Source organism: Aquitalea sp. USM4, assembly GCF_004328945.1.
GTDB lineage: Bacteria > Pseudomonadota > Gammaproteobacteria > Burkholderiales > Chromobacteriaceae > Aquitalea > Aquitalea pelogenes.
Genome location: NZ_CP029539.1, coordinates 1,149,685 through 1,167,556 on the forward strand (window position 1 = coordinate 1,149,685; position 17,872 = coordinate 1,167,556).

Consider the following 17,872-nt stretch of genomic DNA (forward strand, 5'->3'; position numbering starts at 1 on the left):
ACCCTGACTCATGAATACCACTCCTCTCAGTTTCAATCCGGTCGATAACGAACGGCTGGCCCGCTTGTGCGGCCCGCTGGATGAAAACCTCAAGCAGATCGAAACCGGTCTGGATGTGCTGATCCAGCGCCGTGGCGAACACTTCAAATGCAGTGGCGAGCAGGCCGATCTGGCGGTTTACAGCCTGACCCGCCTCTACCTGCTGGCGGAAAAGCAGGACATCTCGATTGACGATGTACAGCTGGAGCTGGTGGAAGCCCGCCAGCACAATCATGAAGCCGATGCCGACGCCCCCGTGCTGCTGACCCGTCGTGGCGACCTGCGTGGCCGTACTCCGCGCCAGAGCGGTTACATCAAGGCCATCAGCCAGCACGACATCACCTTCGGCATCGGCCCGGCCGGTACCGGCAAAACCTACCTCGCCGTGGCCTGCGCGGTGGATGCCATGGAGCGCGATGCCATCAAACGCATCGTGCTGGTGCGCCCGGCGGTGGAAGCCGGTGAAAAGCTGGGCTTTCTGCCCGGCGATCTGGCACAAAAGGTCGACCCCTACCTGCGCCCGCTGTATGACGCCCTGTACGACCTGATGGGCTTTGACCGTGTCACCCGCCTGTTCGAAAAAAACCTGATTGAAATTGCACCGCTGGCTTATATGCGTGGCCGCACGCTGAACAATGCCTTCATCATTCTGGATGAGGCGCAAAACACCACGCCGGAACAGATGAAGATGTTCCTCACCCGCATCGGCTTTGGCTCACGCGCGGTGATTACCGGTGACGTGACGCAGATCGACCTGCAACGCCATCAGAAAAGCGGACTGGTGGAAGTGGAGAAGATTCTGGGCCACGTGCGCGGCATCCACTTTCACCATTTCCAGAGCGAAGACGTGGTGCGCCACCCGCTGGTGCAGAAAATCGTCGATGCCTACGACAACTATCAACTGAAACACGATGAAACAAGCCAAGCGAAATAACCCGCTGCCGCGCCTTGCCGCCCGTCTGCAACTGACGCTGGAAGACCGCAGCCAGGCACAACAGCTGCCTGAAGCCAGACTGATCCGCCGTTGCTGCCAGGCTGCCTTGCAGGCCGATGTGAAGCAGGCCCAGGTCAGCATCCTGCTGGTAGGCAGCGAAGAAGGCCGCAGCCTCAACAACACCTACCGCGGCAAGGACTACGCCACCAATGTGCTGTCTTTCGCACTGAACGAAGGCGAAAACATTGCCGATCTGCCCTTGTTTGGCGATCTGGTGCTGTGCACCGAGGTGGTGGAAAGAGAAGCTGCCGAGCAAGGCATTGAGCTGATGGCCCACTATGCCCACCTGCTGGTACACGGCATGCTGCACTTGCAAGGCTTTGACCACGAGGATGACGAAGAAGCCCAAATCATGGAAACGCTTGAAACTGTCATTCTCGCGAAGTTAGGATATCCCGATCCCTATCTAGAGGAAAAACGCTAACCCCATGGAAGACCCCAGTAAACACAAGCCCAGCCTGTTGGAACGCTTGTCCGCCATGCTCCTGCGCGAACCGGAAGACCGCGAGGAGTTGATCACCCTGCTGCACTCCGCCTTTGAACGCAATCTGCTGGACGCCGAAGCGCTGGCCATGATTGAAGGCGTACTGGAAGTCAGCGACCTGACCGCCCGCGATGTCATGGTGCCCCGCAGCCAGATGGACGTCATCCGCATTGACGACCCCATCGAACGCCTGCTGCCGGATGTACTGCGCACCGGGCACTCGCGTTTTCCGGTGATCGGCGACAACAAGGACGACGTGCTGGGCATCCTGCTGGCCAAGGACCTGTTGCATTACTTCCATGCCCCTGCCCGCTTCGACCTGCGGGCCACCCTGCGCGCCAGCGTGTTTGTGCCGGAATCCAAACCTCTTGATGTCCTGCTGCGCGAATTCCGCTCCAACCGTAACCACATGGCCATCGTGGTGGATGAGTATGGCGGCGTGTCCGGCCTCGTCACCATCGAGGATGTGATCGAACAGATCGTCGGCGACATCGAAGACGAATACGACTTCGAAGAGGACGACAACAATATCGTGCCGGTTCGCGACCAGCGCTACCGCGTGAACGCCCTCACCGAAGTGGCGGACTTCAACGAGTACTTTGCCACCAGCTACGACGACGACGATGTCGATACCGTAGGCGGCCTGGTAATTTCACTGTTTGGCCACCTGCCCAAACGCGGGGAGACGGTCGAGTCCGGTTCGCTACGCTTTACCGTGCTGCGCGCCGACAGCCGTCGCCTGCAGACCCTGCTGGTGGAACGGCTGCACAGCAATACCGCCGACAGCACACAGGACTGACATGCGTACCCTGCTTGTACTGATTGCCGCCGCGCTTGCCGGGGCGTTTACCCTCTACGGCTTTGCGCCTTACCGGCTGTACGGCTTGCTGCCCTTGTCGCTGCTGGCACTGGCGCAATTGGTACAACGCAATCCCACCCTTGCCTTCCGTACTGGCTATGTCTGGGGTGTTGCAGCCTATACCAGCAACTTCAACTGGATATACAACAGCCTGCATGACATTGCCGGCCTGCCGGCGCTGCTGGCCGCGCCGCTGGTGCTGTTGCTACCGGCCTATCTTGCCATCTGGCCCGGCCTTGCCTGCTGGCTGGTCATCCGTATCGACCAGCGAACATGGGTGCGCTGGCTGCTGGCGTTTCCGGCCCTGTGGGAGCTGGGCGAATGGCTGCGCAGCTGGGTGATGACCGGCTTCCCCTGGGGAGCCGTCGGCTATTCACAGGTAACAGAAAGCCCCTTGTCAGGCTTTATCCCGCTGGGCGGTATCCATCTGGTCAGCTATCTGGTGGCATTCAGCGCCGGCGCCTTGCTGCTGCTGGCCAATGGCCAGCGCCTGCAACGCGCACTGGCTGCGACATTCCTGCTGGCAATATGGAGTGCCGGCTTCTGGCTGCAATCGGTCAACTGGACGGAACCGGTAGGCAAGCCCTATCGGGTTGCTCTCGCCCAAGGGGATATTGCGCAAGTGCTGAAGTGGGATCCGGCCGCTTTTGAACAGACCCTCAAAACTTACTACCAGCAGGTTGCCAGCACCCAGGCTGACGTGATGATCCTGCCCGAAACTGCCCTGCCGGTGTTTCTGGATGACCTGCCTTCCGGCTACCTGACCATGGTGGCAGGCGATGCCCGGCGCAAGAACATGGCCCTGGCTACCGGCATTCCACGCCGCACCCCGGATGGCCGTGGTTATCTGAATGCTGTGGTGGTGCTGACCGATCCGGCGCTACCCTCTTACGCCAAAGATCATCTGGTGCCATTTGGTGAGTTCATCCCGCTACCCGGCCTGATTGGCTGGATTTACCAGTACATGAACATGCCACTGTCGGGCTTTAGTCGCGGTGGTGCCAATCAGGCTCCGCTGTTGCTGGCAGGCCACCACATTGCTTTCAATATCTGTTATGAGGACAGCTTTGGCGAAGAGTTGATCGGCCCCGCTGCCCACGCAGGCATTCTTGCCAATGTCAGCAATCTGGCCTGGTTTGGAAAAAGCGTTGCCATGAGTCAGCATTTGCAGCTCTCCCAGGCGCGCGCACTGGAAACCGGCCGCTTCATGCTGCGCGCCACCAATAACGGCATGACGGCGATTGTGCGTCCCAATGGTGAAATTTCCAGCGTGGCAGCACCGTTCTCCCAGCAAGTGCTGGAAGGCATGGTGCAGGACTACCAGGGCCTGACGCCTTATATGCAGCTGGGCAATCAACCGGTGATCATCGCTTGTGTCAGCTTGCTGTTACTGGCCATGGCACTCGGTGCATACCAGCGTTACCGGGAAAAGCCCAAACAACAGCCAGCCGCTGAAAACAACGGGTCCTGACCAAAAACGACGAGCAGCTGAACTAATCCACAGCAGTCAGCGCTGCGGTAACTGAATAAAAAAGCCCTCCTGATGGAGGGCTTTTGCTTGGCATGGCGGGGTTCTTACACGTGGAACTTGGATACCAGCTGACGCAAATCGTCTGCCAATGCATGCATGGCCTGCACTTCCTTCGAGGTACCTGCCGCCTCCTCTGCATTACCACTGGCGCTGCGGGCGATCAATTCCACCTGCTGTGCAATTTCGGTGCTGGCACTGCCCTGTTCTTTCAGCGCATGTGATATCTCGTTCACCACATCCACCACACTGGTGGCGCTATCACGGATGTGGGATATCGCTTCCCCACCCTGAACCGCCAGTTGCAAACCATTCTTCACACGGCCAACCGCTTCTTCCATACAGGCACGTGACTGATCGGAGCTGCTCTGGATTTCCTGGATCATGCCGGCGATTTCCTGCGTAGCCTGGCCGGTGCGCTCCGACAGTTTGCGCACTTCATCTGCTACCACGGCAAAACCACGCCCCATCTCACCCGCACGCGCAGCCTCAATAGCGGCATTAAGCGCCAGCAAGTTGGTCTGGTCGGCAATATCCTTGATCACCTGCATGATGCTGGAAATGGTCTGGGTCTTGCTGGCCAGATCAGCAATGGTTGCTGCCGCCTGATCAACCGACTCGTTGATACGGTGCATTTCGTTGACTGCGCTGGAGATCACCTCGCCACCTTCACGCGACAGGCGGCCGGACTCTTGAGACAGATTGCGCGCATCATGTGCATGGCTGGAAATATGATTGATACTGACCGTCAGTTGCTCGATGGAAGCTGCCATGGCTGCGGCTGCCTCACTTTGCTGATCAGAACCACGCACTACCGCATCTGAGCGGCGGGCCACATCAGAACTCATGCCGGACAAGCGCGCCGCTTCATCGGCAATTTCCCGCACCAGCGACTTCAGATGCTGCTGCATTTGCTGAACCGCTGCCATCACGCTGCTTGTGTCACCTGACGCCACGTTCACCTGGGTATCCAGATGACCATCCGCAATGCGACGGACCACCTGCATGGTTTCGCCAGGATCCGCCCCCAGTTGTCCCAAGACGCTGCGCATCAGGAACAGCCCGGCAATCAGCAACAACACAAGGATGGCGGCCACTTCGGCCAGGGTCAGCCATAGTTGTTTCATGAACGCGGCCTGGACATCGTCCAGATAAATGCCGGTACCGATAATCCAGTGCCAGCGCTGGCTGGTCATCAGGTAGGAAATCTTGGGTTGCGGCTGGTCGAAGCCGGGCTTGTCCCACACATAGGCGGCAAAACCTTGTCCATTGCCCTTGGTGACCGTATCCATGAACAACTGCCCCAGATCCACACCGGTCGGGGTCTTCAAGCCCTGGAGATTCTTGCCCAGCATGGCTGCCTTGGCACCGTGAATGACATAGTTCCAGTTCTGGTCGTAACCGAAGAAGTACTCCTTGCCGTCATAATGGCTGGCCATCAGGGCGGCGGCAGCCATTTGTTTGGCTTGGGGTTCACTCAGCTTGCCACTCGCCTCCAGGGCTTCATAGCTGCTGATGATGCCCATGGCAGATTCAACCAGATTTCGTGTTTTATCCTCTCGGTCCTGTAACAAGCTATTACGCTGGTTATACAGAGCCAGCCCACTCAGACAGCAAATCAGCAAGGCCACCAGCAACAGCCAGGCGATAAGGCGGCTGCGTAATGACATTCCGGCAGTTGTGTTCATTTTTTTCTCTCTGTTCCCGTTGTCAGTCTCTAGCAAGCAACTGCTCTATTTGTCAGTTTTTGTCATTCTACATCTTTATAGACAAAGATATAGCCGGGTTTACCCATGCGCCATTTAAAAGTAGCCAGTACATTCAGCAGATGCCAGCTGCAAATCTGCAATGGGCGATCAGCTGCAAGCAAGCTTGCCATCGTAGCAAGAATGCATGCCGAAAATACTGATCTGATACAACTGCATTAAAGATATTGTCATATTAGATATGCAGGCCGCATGCCAATACCACCTTTCTGCGACAAGGCGGACACCGCAGCTAGTACAACAATGCTAGGATCATGGCTCGGACATTGCCAGAAAGAGCACCCATGAAACTGACACAGATGTTTGTGCACCCAATGAAATCTGCACGAGGGATTGCCTATGACAGGGCTTTTGCCAGTGCACAAGGCTTGCTGCATGACAGGGAGTGGTTGCTCAGCACAGCGGATGGTCAGTTCCTGACCGCACGGCAATATCCACAGATGTTGCAAATTACAACAGCCCTGATACCTGGTGGTTTGTTGCTGAGTGCTCCGGGACGCTCACCGATCCTTGCCATGACCCAGGTCTACAAGCAAAAGGTGGCAGCAACCGTATGGCGTGCCAACTTCACCGCCTGGCATGGGGACGAACACGTGGATGCCTGGCTGTCTGATTACATGGGTAGGGACTGCCGTTTGCTATGGCTGGGCATGCAGTCCACACGCGTGTTGGATGGAGCACAGACCCCCATGTCATTTGCGGATGGCTATCCCTATCTGCTGGTGAATCAGGCCTCGCTGGACGCACTGAATCAGGAATTGCGCAAACCGGTGACGGTGCAACATTTCAGGCCCAATCTGCTGGTCAGTGGCGCACTGCCATATGAGGAGGATGACTGGAAGGTGATTCAGATCGGGGACATCGTATTTGATGTAGCCAAGCCTTGCACCCGCTGCCAGATGATTACCACCGACCCGATCAGTGCAGAAGTTGATGCAGACAATGAACCGATGCGGACACTCAGCAAAACCAGGCAACTGGCGGAGGGAATTTGCTTTGGCGTGAATCTGGTGGCACGGAACGAAGGAATGCTGGAGCTTGGTGCGCCCATGCAGGTGCTTGAATCCAGGTATGAATTCTGATCACCACCTAAGGGCTGGAACAACAGCTTGATGCAGAAATGAAAAAAGCCAGCTTTCGCTGGCTTCTTTCATAACTTCACCGAATATTATTCAGCGGAGTCATCTACAACGGCAACGGCATCTTCAGCACGGTCAACCAGCTCAACCAGAGCCAGCGGGGCATTGTCGCCCTTACGGAAACCGTACTTCAGGATACGCACATAACCACCATTGCGGGCGGAGAAGCGCGGGCCGAGAACGTCGAAGAGTTTAACCACGATATCGCGGTCACGAGTGCGGTCAAACGCCAGACGACGGTTGGCGAGAGACGGCTTTTTGCCGAGCGTAATCAGCGGCTCGGCCACACGACGCAGTTCCTTGGCTTTCGGCAGCGTGGTCACGATAACTTCGTGCTTCAGCAGCGAATTCGCCATGTTGCGCAGCATCGCCAGACGATGGCTGGTCGTGCGGTTCAGTTTACGATTACTGTAACGATGACGCATTGTTAATGTCCTTTAGTCTCAAACTTACGGCTTTTCCAGACCAGCCGGAGGCCAATTCTCAAGCTTCATGCCGAGAGTCAGACCCTTGGAAGCGAGAACTTCTTTGATCTCGTTCAGCGATTTGCGACCGAGGTTCGGAGTCTTCAGAAGCTCGGTTTCAGTACGCTGAATCAGATCGCCGATGTAATAAATGTTCTCAGCCTTCAGGCAGTTGGCCGAACGAACCGTCAGTTCAAGATCGTCTACCGGACGCAGCAGGATCGGATCGATCGGCGGCGCCTTTTCAACGACTTCTTCAACCGCTGTGCCTTGGAGGTCAGCAAAGATCGACAGCTGATCCATCAGAATACGTGCAGCATTGCGCACGGCCTGTTCCGGTTCGATCACGCCATTGGTTTCGATATCGAGAACCAGGCGGTCGAGGTCGGTACGTTGTTCAACACGGGCGCTTTCCACAGCAAAGCTCACACGGCGAACCGGCGAGAAGGAAGCATCCAGTTGAATGGTACCGATGGAACGGTTTTCTTCATGAATGGAACGAGCAGACACAGGCTGATAGCCACGGCCTTTTTCGACCTTGATCTCCATGTCGATTTTGCCGCCAACAGAGAGGTGGGCAATCACGTGTTCCGGATTGATCACTTCAACATCATGCGGCAACTCGATATCGCCAGCCAAGACAGCACCTTCACCTTCCTTTTTCAAGGTCAGCACGACACTGTCACGACCATGCAGCTTAAGCACTACGCCCTTGAGGTTGAGGAGGATGTCTACGACATCCTCGCGCACGCCATCAAGTGCGGAATACTCATGCAAAACGCCAGCGATAGTCACTTCGGTAGGAGCAAAGCCCGGCATCGACGACAGCAGGATACGGCGCAGCGAGTTGCCAAGAGTGTGAGCATAGCCACGCTCGAACGGCTCCATCGAAACGCGTGCATGGGTAGCAGATACCGGCTGCACGTCAATCAGACGAGGTTTCAAAAATTCCGAAGCGCTGTTTTGCATAGTCATTCCCTAAGAGCTAGCGATTACTTGGAGTAGAATTCCACAACGAGCTGTTCGTTGATATCGCTAGACAGTTCGGAACGTTCCGGAGCAGATTTGAAGACGCCTTCCATCTTCTTGGAGTCAACAGACACCCAGGAAGGGAAACCACCTTGCTCAGCCAGAGCCAGACCCTCTACGATACGGGCTTGCTTCTTGGCTTTTTCGCGGACAGACACTACGTCACCAGCTTTAACCTGGAAAGACGGAATGTTAACTACCTGGCCGTTCACAACGATAGCCTTGTGGCTTACCAGCTGACGTGCTTCTGCACGAGTGGAGCCAAAGCCCATGCGATATACAACGTTGTCCAGACGTGCTTCGAGCAGCTTCAGCAGGTTTTCACCAGTGGAGCCTTTACGACGTACAGCTTCCGCAAAGTAATTGCGGAACTGACGCTCGAGTACGCCATAGATACGGCGGATTTTCTGCTTTTCACGCAGTTGGACACCGTAGTCGGACAGACGACCCTTACGGGCGCCGTGTTGACCAGGCGGGGTATCCAGTTTGCACTTGGAATCCAGTGCACGACGCGCGCTCTTCAGGAAAAGGTCGGTGCCTTCACGACGAGCGAGCTTACATTTTGGGCCGATATAACGTGCCATGTTCTCACACTCTCCGAATTAGATACGACGTTTTTTGGGCGGACGGCAACCGTTGTGCGGTACCGGCGTCACGTCGGAGATGCTGGTGATCTTGAAACCCAGCGCGTTGAGTGCGCGAACAGCGGATTCACGGCCCGGACCCGGGCCCTTGATACGAACTTCGAGGTTCTTCACACCGTATTCTTGGGCAACTTTACCAGCATGCTCTGCTGCTACCTGAGCAGCAAAGGGTGTACTTTTGCGCGAGCCCTTAAAACCAGCGCCGCCAGAGGTAGCCCAAGACAGTGCATTGCCTTGACGGTCGGTGATAGTGATGATGGTGTTGTTGAACGAAGCGTGAACATGCACGATACCTTCGCTAACAGACTTGCGCACTTTTTTGCGTACACGGACAGCTGTGTTTGCTTTAGCCATTTCTGTGTTCCTTTAGTTACTTCTTGCCGGCGATCGCCTTACGCGGTCCCTTACGGGTACGCGCGTTAGTGCGAGTGCGCTGACCGCGGCACGGCAGGCCACGACGATGGCGCATGCCGCGATAGCAGCCCATGTCCATCAGACGTTTGATGCTCATCGTGATTTCGCGGCGCAGGTCACCTTCAACAGTGAACTTCGCTACTTCTTCACGCAGAGTTTCCATCTCAGCGTCAGTCAGATCCTTCACCTTGGTGGAGGGGTTCACGCTAGCAGCAGCACAAATCTGCTGGGCGCGAGTTTGACCGATGCCGAAAATTGCCTGCAGGCCAATAACGGCATGCGCATGATTGGGGATGTTTACCCCTGCAATACGGGCCATACTCTTTCCTTAAGCCTTAAGACCTTGAAAAGTTTGCGATTGTAACACGCAAAGTCAGGTCTAACAAATGTTAGCCTTGTTTTTGCTTGTGACGCGGGTCCGTGCAGATCACGCGTACAACGCGATTGCGACGGATAATTTTGCAGTTACGGCAAATCTTCTTTACCGAAGGCTGTACTCGCATGTCAGTTCCTTTCGTTACTCTAAAAGAGCGAGTGCGTAATTTCGCACGGAACACGATACGGGCAGCGGTCTGTCCAGGCGGTTTTGGCCACCCTGACCTTGTAATCAATAAGCGTGCTTTGAAACAAGCTTGCTGATCATGCCCAAGTACGACGTGTCCATTCTCAAGTTTGATCCAGCAGTAGGGCAGCTGCTCTACTGCCAAATCTCACCCTGCATCTGGATGGTTTCTTACCTAGCCATATAACCCAGCGAGAACACGTATGTCACCGGCCGAGCGCATTGCCTTTGAAGTTAGCCTTCTTGAGCAAGCTTTCGTACTGATGCGACAGAACGTAGGACTGTACCTGAGCCATGAAATCCATGGTGACCACTACAATGATCAGCAGTGATGTGCCACCGAAGTAGAACGGTACATTCCACTTCAGGATGAGGAATTCCGGCAACAGACAAACCAGCGTAATGTAGATTGCACCGATCAATGTCAGCCGCAGAATGATCTTCTCGATATAACGCGAAGTCTGCTCACCTGGACGGATACCTGGGATGAAAGCACCACTTTTCTTCAGGTTATCTGCCGTCTCTTTTGGATTGAAAACGAGCGCGGTGTAGAAGTAACAGAAGAAAATGATGGCCGTTGCATACAGCAGCACATAGATCGGCTGACCGGGATGCAGCTTGTCAGCCACGCCCTTGAGCCAACCCAGGCTTTCATTGTTACCAAGCCAGCCAAGAATGGTGGCAGGGAACAGAATGATGCTGGATGCAAAAATCGGCGGGATCACCCCTGCCATGTTGAGCTTGAGCGGCATGTGCGTGCTCTGGCCCTGCATGACACGATTACCAACCTGACGTTTGGCGTAGTTGACCAGAACCTTGCGCTGGCCGCGTTCTGCGAACACGACTACGTAGGTCATCAGTGCAACACCAACAAACAGCACGATGGTAAACAGGATGGGCAGCGAGCCTTGACTGGTCAGCGTGAGCGTCTTGCCAATGGCAGCCGGAACACCTGATGCAATACCTGCACAGATGATCAGCGAGATACCGTTGCCGATACCACGCTCGGTAATCTGTTCACCCAGCCACATGAGGAACATGGTGCCGGTTACCAGAGATACCACGGTTGTCAGGTAGAACTCCCACTGGGCAGTCACCACCAGGTTAGGCTGCTTAAACAGCATCACCGCAATACTGAAACTCTGGAAAGAGGCCAGCAAAACGGTTGCATAACGTGTGTACTGAGTTACCTTACGACGTCCCGCGTCGCCTTCCTTCTTCAGCTGCTTCAGGCTCGGAAGAACCTCAGAGGCAAGCTGAAGAATGATGGAAGCAGAGATGTACGGCATGATGCCCAGGGCAAATACCGTAAACCTCGAGAGGGCGCCGCCCGAGAACATGTTGAACATGTCGAGCAGGCCCGTCTGCGACGTGTGGAACAACTTCGCTAGTTCGGCAGGATTGATACCAGGCACCGGAATATGCGCACCAATACGGTAAACAATCAAAGCTCCGATCAAGAACATGATACGGCGCTTCAAATCACCAAATTTATTGGCATTTCCAACTAGAGAAGTATTCGACACGTAAGTGCGCCTTATTCAATACTGCCGCCGGCAGCTTCGATAGCAGCGCGAGCGCCAGCAGTCGCAGCAATGCCACGCAGCTTAACGGCACGTTCGATCTTGCCGGACAGGACAACCTTGGCTACCAGAGCCTGAGCGTCAACCAGACCAGCTTGCTTCAGTGCCAACAGATCGATTTCGTCAACCGGCAGCAGGTTCAGTTCGGACAGGCGTACTTCTGCATTGAAGCGAGCAGTCAGCGACTTGAAGCCACGTTTCGGCAAGCGACGTTGCAGCGGCATTTGACCGCCTTCAAAACCGACCTTGTGGAAACCACCTGCACGGCTCTTTTGACCCTTGTGGCCACGACCGGAAGTCTTGCCCAGGCCGCTACCAATGCCGCGACCTACACGACGCTTGGCATGCTTGGCGCCGGCACCGGGTTGAATGGTGTTCAGCAGCATCTCTTAGCCCTCGAATTTCAACAGGTAGCTGATCTTGTTGATCATGCCACGGTTTTCAGGGGTATCGAGCACTTCCACAGTCTGGCGGATCTTTTTCAGACCCAGGCCACGGGCGCAAGCCTTGTGGGATTCCAGACGACCGATCAGGCTCTTTACCAGAGTTACCTTAACAGTGTTGGTGTTACTCATGATCAACCCCCAGGATCTCTTCTACGGTCAGACCACGCTTGGCGGCAACCTGAGAAGCGGTGTTAATCTTGTTCAGGCCGTCCAGAGTTGCACGAACCACGTTGTACGGGTTGGTGGAACCATGAATCTTGGCCGAAACATTGTGAACACCCATTGCGTCGAAGATTGCGCGCATCGGGCCACCGGCCTTAACGCCAGTACCTTCCTTGGCCGGCTGGATGAACACGGTGGTAGCACCATGCTTGCCGGTTACGGTGTGATGCAGCGTACCATTACGCAGCGGGATCTTTACCAGATTGCGGCGGGCTTGTTCCATTGCCTTCTGTACGGCAACAGGAACTTCCTTGGAACGACCCTTGCCCATACCGATGCCGCCATCGCCATCACCAACGACGGTCAAGGCGGAGAAAGCCATGATACGGCCGCCCTTAACCACTTTGGTGACGCGGTTGACGCTGATCATCTTCTCGACCAGACCGTCGCCACGATCTTCCATTTCGTGCTTAGCCATTCTTCACTCCGAATTAGAATACGAGACCGTGTTCACGGGCTGCGTCTGCCACAGCCTTCATACGGCCATGGTATTTGAAACCGGAACGGTCAAATGCCACGGTCGAAATACCGGCTGCCTTGGCTTTTTCAGCGATGCGCTTACCGACTACGGCTGCAGCGGCCACATTGCCACCATTGGAAACGTCAGCGCGTACTTCGGCTTCCAGAGTGGAAGCGCTTGCCAGTACCTTGCTGCCAGTTTCATCAATGATCTGGGCATAAATGTGGCTGTTGGTGCGGTAAACAGTGAGACGCACCATCTTGAGCTCCGCAATCCGAGCACGGGTTTTACGTGCACGGCGGAGTCGAGCTTGTTTCTTGTCCATGTCAGTGCCTCAGTTACTTCTTCTTGGTTTCTTTCAGAACCACAACCTCATCAGCGTAACGAACGCCCTTGCCCTTGTAGGGTTCCGGGGAACGATAAGCGCGGATTTCGGCAGCGATCTGGCCAACGAGTTGCTTGTCAGCACCCTTGATCAGGATCTCGGTCTGAGTCGGAGTCTCAGCCTTGATGCCAGCAGGCATCTGGTGAGCTACCGGATGGGAGAAACCCAGAGACAGGTTCAGGGTGTCGCCTTGAGCCTGGGCACGGTAACCCACGCCAACCAGCTGCAGCTTCTTCTCGAAGCCCTTGGATACACCAATCACCATATTGTTCAGCAGGGCGCGCAGGGTACCGGACATGGCACGTGCGAACTTGCTGTCGTTTTTAGCCGCGAAAGTCAGTTCGTTGTTGTCGAACTTGATTTCAACGTCATTGCACAGAGCGGCGCTCAGGGAGCCCAGGGCACCCTTTACGGTCACTTCTGCAGCACCGAATTTAACTTCGACGCCAGCCGGAATGGCTACGGGATTCTTAGCTACGCGAGACATTTGACCCCCTTATGCCACTACGCACAGCAGCTCACCGCCGATACCGGCAGCGCGTGCTTTGCGATCGGTCATGATGCCCTTGGAAGTAGACAGGATAGCTACGCCCAGACCATTCATTACCTTCGGGATTTCGGTGGAGCCCTTGTACACGCGCAGGCCAGGACGGGAAACGCGGTCAATGCGCTCGATCACCGGACGGCCAGCGTAGTACTTGAGCTGGATATCAAGAACAGGCTTTTTGGCTTCGCCGGCAACGGCGAAGTCTTCGATGTAGCCTTCTTCTTTCAGCACCTGTGCCAGCGCAACTTTCAGCTTCGAAGACGGCATAGCAACAGCCACCTTGGAAGCCATTTGGCCGTTACGGATGCGGGTCAACATATCGGAAATAGGATCGTGCATGCTCATTTATGGTTCTCCTATTACCAGCTGGCCTTAACAACACCCGGAATCTCGCCCTTCATGGCGATTTCACGGAGTTTGTTACGACCCAGACCGAATTTACGGAACACGCCACGCGGACGACCGGTAATGGCGCAGCGACGACGCTGGCGTACCGGGGAAGCATTGCGCGGCAGCTGCTGCAGTTGCAGGCGAGCGGCGAAGCGTTCTTCTTCCGAGAGGCTTTGATTGTTGATGGTAGCGATGAGGGCTTCGCGCTTAGCGGCAAATTTTTCAGCCACCTTAACGCGCTTCTCTTCACGCTTGATCAGTGCAAGTTTTGCCATGTGCTTAACCCTTGAACGGGAACTTGAACGCAGCCAGCAGAGCGCGGGCCTCTTCGTCAGTCTTCGCCGTAGTGGTAACAGTAATGTTCATACCACGCAGAGCATCGATCTTGTCGTACTCGATTTCCGGGAAGATGATCTGTTCCTTGACACCCATGTTGTAGTTGCCGCGGCCGTCAAAAGACTTGGCGGAAACACCACGGAAGTCACGAACACGCGGCAACGCGATGGTTACCAGACGGTCCAGGAATTCGTACATGCGTTCACGGCGCAGGGTAACCTTGCAACCAACCGGATAGTCATCACGAATCTTGAAGCCGGCGATGGATTTGCGAGCGGTGGTAACTACCGGCTTCTGGCCAGCAATCTTTTCCATGTCGCCCACGGCGAATTCCATTACCTTTTTATCGGCAACAGCTTCACCAACACCCATGTTGACGGTGATCTTCTCGATGCGCGGAACTTCCATGATCGACTTGTAGCCGAACTGTTTCATCAGTTCCGGCACTACGCTGTCTTTGTAGAAATCGTAGAAACGTGCCATGTTTGCTTTTCCTTACGCGCCGATAACTTCGCCACTGGACTTGAACACGCGTACCTTGCGGCCGTCTTCAAGAGTCTTGAAGCCTACGCGGTCAGCCTTCTGGCTAGCCGGGTTGAAAATAGCAACGTTGGAAGCGTCAACAGGCATAACCTTTTCAACGATACCACCAGCAACGCCACGCACCGGATTCGGCTTCTGGTGTTTCTTGGCAACATTCACGCCTTCAACAACCAGTTTTTCATCCAGGACGCGCAGAACGGTGCCGCGTTTACCCTTGTCTTTACCGGTGATTACTACGACTTCATCACCTTTACGAATTTTGCGCATGCGACCTCCTTACAGCACTTCAGGAGCAAGCGACACGATCTTCATGAAACGCTCGGTACGCAGTTCACGCGTCACGGGTCCGAAGATACGAGTGCCAATCGGCTCAAGCTTGTTGTTGAGCAGAACGGCAGCATTGCTATCAAACTTGATCAACGAGCCGTCCGGACGACGCACGCCTTTGGCGGTGCGTACTACTACTGCGTTGTACACGTCGCCTTTTTTGACGCGACCGCGCGGAGCAGCATCCTTGATGCTCACCTTGATGATGTCGCCAACGCTTGCATAGCGACGCTTGGAACCGCCCAATACCTTGATGCACATAACGTGACGCGCACCAGTATTGTCAGCGACCTCAAGCATGGTCTGCATTTGGATCATTTGATGATTACCTTTCTAATCCAACTTTATCCGTCACTTTCACCTGCCGGTTTCTCGCATAAGAGCAAGACCAAACAGACGAAACGCCACAGATCAAGCTGTGGCGTATCAAACGGCCAGTTTTGGACCCCGTAAGGGCGGAATTCCTATCCGACACGGATAAGAAGATGGCCATTATACAAGGGACTTTCGTCCCTTGCAAGTCTTATACCTGGCGAGATTTCTCGACCAGGGCAGTCACCACCCACGATTTGGTCTTCGAGAGAGGACGGGACTCGCTGATTACTACGATGTCGCCGGCCTTGAACTCGTTGTTCTCGTCGTGTGCGTGGAACTTCTTAGAACGACGGATAATCTTGCCGTAGATCGGGTGCTTAACCTTGCGCTCGACCAGAACGGTTACAGTCTTATCCATCTTGTCGCTGACAACGGTACCGGTCAGCGTACGTACCACTTTGGTTTCGCTCATCTTAAACTGCCTTTTCTTTCAGAACGGTGCGAACACGAGCGATGTCGCGACGCACTTTCTTCAGTTCAGAGGTCTTGGCGAGTTGCTGAGTAGCGTGCTGCATACGCAGGGCAAACTGGGCCTTCAGGAGGCTCAGCAGTTCCGCTTTCAGCTCGTCAACAGTTTTGGCTTTCAGTTCGGACGCTTTCATTACTGACCTACCTGTCTAGTTACAAACACAGTGGCGATCGGCAACTTGGCTGCGGCCAGACGGAAAGCTTCACGAGCGAGTTCCTCGTTAACACCGTCCATTTCGTACAGCATCTTGCCAGGCTGGATTTCGGCCACGTAGTATTCCGGAGAACCCTTACCCCCACCCATACGCACTTCAGCAGGCTTGGAAGTGATCGGCTTGTCCGGGAAAATACGGATCCAGATACGACCGCCACGCTTGATGTGACGGGTCATGGCACGACGGGCCGCTTCGATCTGACGCGCGGTCAGACGACCACGACCAACAGCCTTCAAACCGAAATCACCAAAGCTCACTTTGTTGCCACGGGTAGCGATACCAGTGTTGCGGCCTTTATGCTGTTTACGGTACTTGAGTCTAGTTGGCTGCAGCATTGCGCGGGCCCTTTCTCGTTTTCTTCTCGGTCGCAACTGGAGCCGGTGCTACTTGACCCGGCTTCAGCTCACCTTTGTAAACCCATACCTTGATGCCGATGATACCGTAGGTGGTCTTGGCTTCAGAGGTAGCGTAGTCAACATCGGCACGCAGGGTATGCAGCGGCACACGGCCTTCGCGATACCATTCGCTACGAGCGATATCGATGCCGTTCAGACGACCGGAGGACATGATCTTGATGCCCTGGGCGCCCATGCGCATGGCGTTCTGCATGGAACGCTTCATGGCACGGCGGAACATTACACGCTTTTCCAGCTGGGAGGCGATGCCATCAGCAATGATTTGCGCGTCCAGTTCCGGCTTGCGAACTTCTTCGATATTCACGTGAACCGGCACGCCCAGACGAGCTTGCAGTTCGCGCTTCAGAACTTCGATGTCCTCACCCTTTTTACCGATCACAACACCCGGACGGGCACTGTGAATGGTAATGCGTGCGGACTTGGCCGGACGCTCGATGGTGACACGACCAACAGCCGCATGACCCAGGCGCTTCTTCAGGTATTCGCGAACTTCCAGGTCTTGCATCAGCATTTCCGGGAAATTCTTCGAGTTGGCGAACCACTTGGAAGACCAGTTTTTGTTAACGGCAAGACGGAATCCCGTCGGATGAATCTTCTGACCCATTTCTTACCCCTTAATTGCCAACGGTCAACGAGATGTGGCAGGTCTGCTTTTCGATGCGATTGCCACGACCCTTAGCACGGGCAGTGAAACGCTTCAGACTAGCGCCTTTGTCAACAAAGATGCTGGTGACACGCAGGGTGTCGATGTCAGCGCCTTCGTTGTGCTCGGCGTTAGCGATGGCAGATTCCAGCACTTTCTTCACAATAACCGCGCCCTTCTTCGGGGAGAAGGCCAGGATATTCAGAGCCTGACCAACGGATTGACCGCGGATCAGATCGGCCACCAGGCGGCACTTTTGTGCCGACAGGCGGACGCTTTTCAGATTTGCAGATACTCTCATCGCTTCACCTTATCTCTTCTTCGCCTTCTTATCGGCCGCGTGGCCTTTGAAGGTACGAGTCAGCGAGAATTCGCCCAGTTTATGACCGACCATGTTTTCGGAAACATAAACAGGCACATGGGTGCGACCGTTGTGTACCGCGATGGTCAAACCAATGAAGTCCGGCAGGACGGTCGAACGACGCGACCAGGTCTTGATCGGACGCTTGTCATTGGTTGCACGCGCCGCGTCGACCTTCTTCAGAAGGTGCAGATCAACGAACGGGCCTTTTTTCTGCGAACGTGCCATTGTCA

The 17,872-nt window shown here is 55.1% G+C and carries 29 protein-coding genes; 5 read left to right on the top strand and 24 right to left on the bottom strand.

Features of this window, described 5'->3' with window-relative positions; translation table 11 throughout:
- Window positions 1-10 precede the first annotated feature (10 nt).
- The 4 genes from DKK66_RS05430 to lnt are packed head-to-tail and all read left to right on the top strand — an operon-like array spanning window position 11 to window position 3,847.
- Complete coding sequence (locus tag DKK66_RS05430; protein ID WP_131356138.1) at window positions 11-973, top strand: PhoH family protein; 963 nt, start codon at window positions 11-13, stop codon at window positions 971-973.
- A complete protein-coding gene (gene ybeY, locus DKK66_RS05435; protein WP_131356140.1) occupies window positions 951-1,457 on the top strand; it encodes an rRNA maturation RNase YbeY in 507 nt (168 codons plus the stop codon). Before DKK66_RS05430 ends, ybeY begins: the two co-directional genes overlap by 23 nt.
- Window positions 1,458-1,461: 4 nt before the next feature.
- On the top strand, window positions 1,462-2,316 hold the full coding sequence (locus DKK66_RS05440; protein WP_131356143.1) for an HlyC/CorC family transporter: 855 nt from the start codon (window positions 1,462-1,464) through the stop codon (window positions 2,314-2,316).
- Between the two features lies 1 nt (window position 2,317).
- Window positions 2,318-3,847, top strand: coding sequence for an apolipoprotein N-acyltransferase (lnt, locus tag DKK66_RS05445; RefSeq protein ID WP_131356146.1), 1,530 nt, complete (start codon window positions 2,318-2,320; stop codon window positions 3,845-3,847).
- A 104-nt stretch (window positions 3,848-3,951) separates the two neighbouring features.
- On the opposite strand, the gene DKK66_RS05450 is transcribed toward lnt, so the two are convergent.
- The gene (locus DKK66_RS05450) at window positions 3,952-5,592 is read right to left on the bottom strand and encodes a methyl-accepting chemotaxis protein (RefSeq protein ID WP_131356149.1); all 1,641 of its coding nucleotides are present in this window, start codon (window positions 5,590-5,592) and stop codon (window positions 3,952-3,954) included.
- A 362-nt stretch (window positions 5,593-5,954) separates the two neighbouring features.
- Here DKK66_RS05450 and DKK66_RS05455 point away from each other — a divergent pair, with 362 nt between their 5' ends.
- Window positions 5,955-6,752 carry an MOSC domain-containing protein gene (locus DKK66_RS05455; protein ID WP_131356152.1) on the top strand — a complete coding sequence of 266 codons (798 nt, stop codon included), beginning with the start codon at window positions 5,955-5,957 and terminating at the stop codon, window positions 6,750-6,752.
- Between the two features lie 86 nt (window positions 6,753-6,838).
- On the opposite strand, the gene rplQ is transcribed toward DKK66_RS05455, so the two are convergent.
- The 23 genes from rplQ to rpsS all read right to left on the bottom strand — a co-directional run bounded on the left by rplQ (window position 6,839) and on the right by rpsS (window position 17,867).
- A complete protein-coding gene (gene rplQ / locus DKK66_RS05460; protein ID WP_045846886.1) occupies window positions 6,839-7,234 on the bottom strand; it encodes a 50S ribosomal protein L17 in 396 nt (131 codons plus the stop codon).
- A gap of 24 nt (window positions 7,235-7,258) precedes the next feature.
- Window positions 7,259-8,242, bottom strand: a complete 984-nt coding sequence (rpoA, locus tag DKK66_RS05465; protein WP_045846885.1) for a DNA-directed RNA polymerase subunit alpha — start codon at window positions 8,240-8,242, stop codon at window positions 7,259-7,261.
- A 23-nt stretch (window positions 8,243-8,265) separates the two neighbouring features.
- Window positions 8,266-8,886 (bottom strand): 30S ribosomal protein S4, encoded by a 621-nt coding sequence (gene rpsD / locus DKK66_RS05470; protein ID WP_045846884.1) that lies wholly within the window; start codon window positions 8,884-8,886, stop codon window positions 8,266-8,268.
- Between the two features lie 18 nt (window positions 8,887-8,904).
- Entirely contained in the window at window positions 8,905-9,300 is a 396-nt protein-coding gene (gene rpsK / locus DKK66_RS05475) for a 30S ribosomal protein S11 (RefSeq protein WP_008955659.1), read from the bottom strand.
- Between the two features lie 16 nt (window positions 9,301-9,316).
- Window positions 9,317-9,679, bottom strand: a complete 363-nt coding sequence (gene rpsM / locus DKK66_RS05480; protein ID WP_045846883.1) for a 30S ribosomal protein S13 — start codon at window positions 9,677-9,679, stop codon at window positions 9,317-9,319.
- 70 nt (window positions 9,680-9,749) lie between these two features.
- Window positions 9,750-9,863 carry a 50S ribosomal protein L36 gene (rpmJ, locus tag DKK66_RS05485; RefSeq protein WP_011137711.1) on the bottom strand — a complete coding sequence of 38 codons (114 nt, stop codon included), beginning with the start codon at window positions 9,861-9,863 and terminating at the stop codon, window positions 9,750-9,752.
- A gap of 265 nt (window positions 9,864-10,128) precedes the next feature.
- The gene (gene secY / locus DKK66_RS05490; RefSeq protein ID WP_045846882.1) at window positions 10,129-11,448 is read right to left on the bottom strand and encodes a preprotein translocase subunit SecY; all 1,320 of its coding nucleotides are present in this window, start codon (window positions 11,446-11,448) and stop codon (window positions 10,129-10,131) included.
- Window positions 11,449-11,459: 11 nt separating this feature from the next.
- A complete protein-coding gene (gene rplO, locus DKK66_RS05495; RefSeq protein WP_045846881.1) occupies window positions 11,460-11,891 on the bottom strand; it encodes a 50S ribosomal protein L15 in 432 nt (143 codons plus the stop codon).
- 3 nt (window positions 11,892-11,894) lie between these two features.
- Window positions 11,895-12,080, bottom strand: coding sequence for a 50S ribosomal protein L30 (gene rpmD, locus DKK66_RS05500; RefSeq protein WP_045846880.1), 186 nt, complete (start codon window positions 12,078-12,080; stop codon window positions 11,895-11,897).
- A complete protein-coding gene (gene rpsE / locus DKK66_RS05505) occupies window positions 12,073-12,591 on the bottom strand; it encodes a 30S ribosomal protein S5 (RefSeq protein ID WP_045846879.1) in 519 nt (172 codons plus the stop codon). Before rpsE ends, rpmD begins: the two co-directional genes overlap by 8 nt.
- Window positions 12,592-12,604: 13 nt before the next feature.
- Window positions 12,605-12,958 (bottom strand): 50S ribosomal protein L18, encoded by a 354-nt coding sequence (gene rplR / locus DKK66_RS05510; RefSeq protein WP_045846878.1) that lies wholly within the window; start codon window positions 12,956-12,958, stop codon window positions 12,605-12,607.
- Window positions 12,959-12,971: 13 nt separating this feature from the next.
- The gene (gene rplF / locus DKK66_RS05515; protein ID WP_045846877.1) at window positions 12,972-13,505 is read right to left on the bottom strand and encodes a 50S ribosomal protein L6; all 534 of its coding nucleotides are present in this window, start codon (window positions 13,503-13,505) and stop codon (window positions 12,972-12,974) included.
- Window positions 13,506-13,514: 9 nt separating this feature from the next.
- Window positions 13,515-13,910 carry a 30S ribosomal protein S8 gene (gene rpsH, locus DKK66_RS05520; protein ID WP_045846876.1) on the bottom strand — a complete coding sequence of 132 codons (396 nt, stop codon included), beginning with the start codon at window positions 13,908-13,910 and terminating at the stop codon, window positions 13,515-13,517.
- 14 nt (window positions 13,911-13,924) lie between these two features.
- Entirely contained in the window at window positions 13,925-14,230 is a 306-nt protein-coding gene (gene rpsN, locus DKK66_RS05525; protein WP_045846875.1) for a 30S ribosomal protein S14, read from the bottom strand.
- Between the two features lie 4 nt (window positions 14,231-14,234).
- Entirely contained in the window at window positions 14,235-14,774 is a 540-nt protein-coding gene (gene rplE / locus DKK66_RS05530) for a 50S ribosomal protein L5 (protein WP_045846874.1), read from the bottom strand.
- 12 nt (window positions 14,775-14,786) lie between these two features.
- Window positions 14,787-15,101, bottom strand: coding sequence for a 50S ribosomal protein L24 (gene rplX / locus DKK66_RS05535; RefSeq protein WP_045846873.1), 315 nt, complete (start codon window positions 15,099-15,101; stop codon window positions 14,787-14,789).
- Between the two features lie 9 nt (window positions 15,102-15,110).
- Window positions 15,111-15,479 carry a 50S ribosomal protein L14 gene (gene rplN, locus DKK66_RS05540; protein WP_043579386.1) on the bottom strand — a complete coding sequence of 123 codons (369 nt, stop codon included), beginning with the start codon at window positions 15,477-15,479 and terminating at the stop codon, window positions 15,111-15,113.
- A gap of 205 nt (window positions 15,480-15,684) precedes the next feature.
- Complete coding sequence (gene rpsQ, locus DKK66_RS05545; protein ID WP_045846872.1) at window positions 15,685-15,948, bottom strand: 30S ribosomal protein S17; 264 nt, start codon at window positions 15,946-15,948, stop codon at window positions 15,685-15,687.
- A 1-nt stretch (window position 15,949) separates the two neighbouring features.
- Complete coding sequence (gene rpmC, locus DKK66_RS05550) at window positions 15,950-16,138, bottom strand: 50S ribosomal protein L29 (protein WP_011137725.1); 189 nt, start codon at window positions 16,136-16,138, stop codon at window positions 15,950-15,952.
- Window positions 16,138-16,554, bottom strand: a complete 417-nt coding sequence (rplP, locus tag DKK66_RS05555) for a 50S ribosomal protein L16 (protein ID WP_045846871.1) — start codon at window positions 16,552-16,554, stop codon at window positions 16,138-16,140. Before rplP ends, rpmC begins: the two co-directional genes overlap by 1 nt.
- The gene (rpsC, locus tag DKK66_RS05560; protein ID WP_045846870.1) at window positions 16,538-17,239 is read right to left on the bottom strand and encodes a 30S ribosomal protein S3; all 702 of its coding nucleotides are present in this window, start codon (window positions 17,237-17,239) and stop codon (window positions 16,538-16,540) included. Before rpsC ends, rplP begins: the two co-directional genes overlap by 17 nt.
- Window positions 17,240-17,249: 10 nt before the next feature.
- Window positions 17,250-17,579: a 50S ribosomal protein L22 gene (gene rplV, locus DKK66_RS05565; protein ID WP_045846869.1), complete on the bottom strand. Its 330-nt coding sequence runs from the start codon at window positions 17,577-17,579 to the stop codon at window positions 17,250-17,252.
- Window positions 17,580-17,588: 9 nt separating this feature from the next.
- On the bottom strand, window positions 17,589-17,867 hold the full coding sequence (gene rpsS, locus DKK66_RS05570) for a 30S ribosomal protein S19 (RefSeq protein WP_024301222.1): 279 nt from the start codon (window positions 17,865-17,867) through the stop codon (window positions 17,589-17,591).
- Window positions 17,868-17,872: the final 5 nt, after the last annotated feature.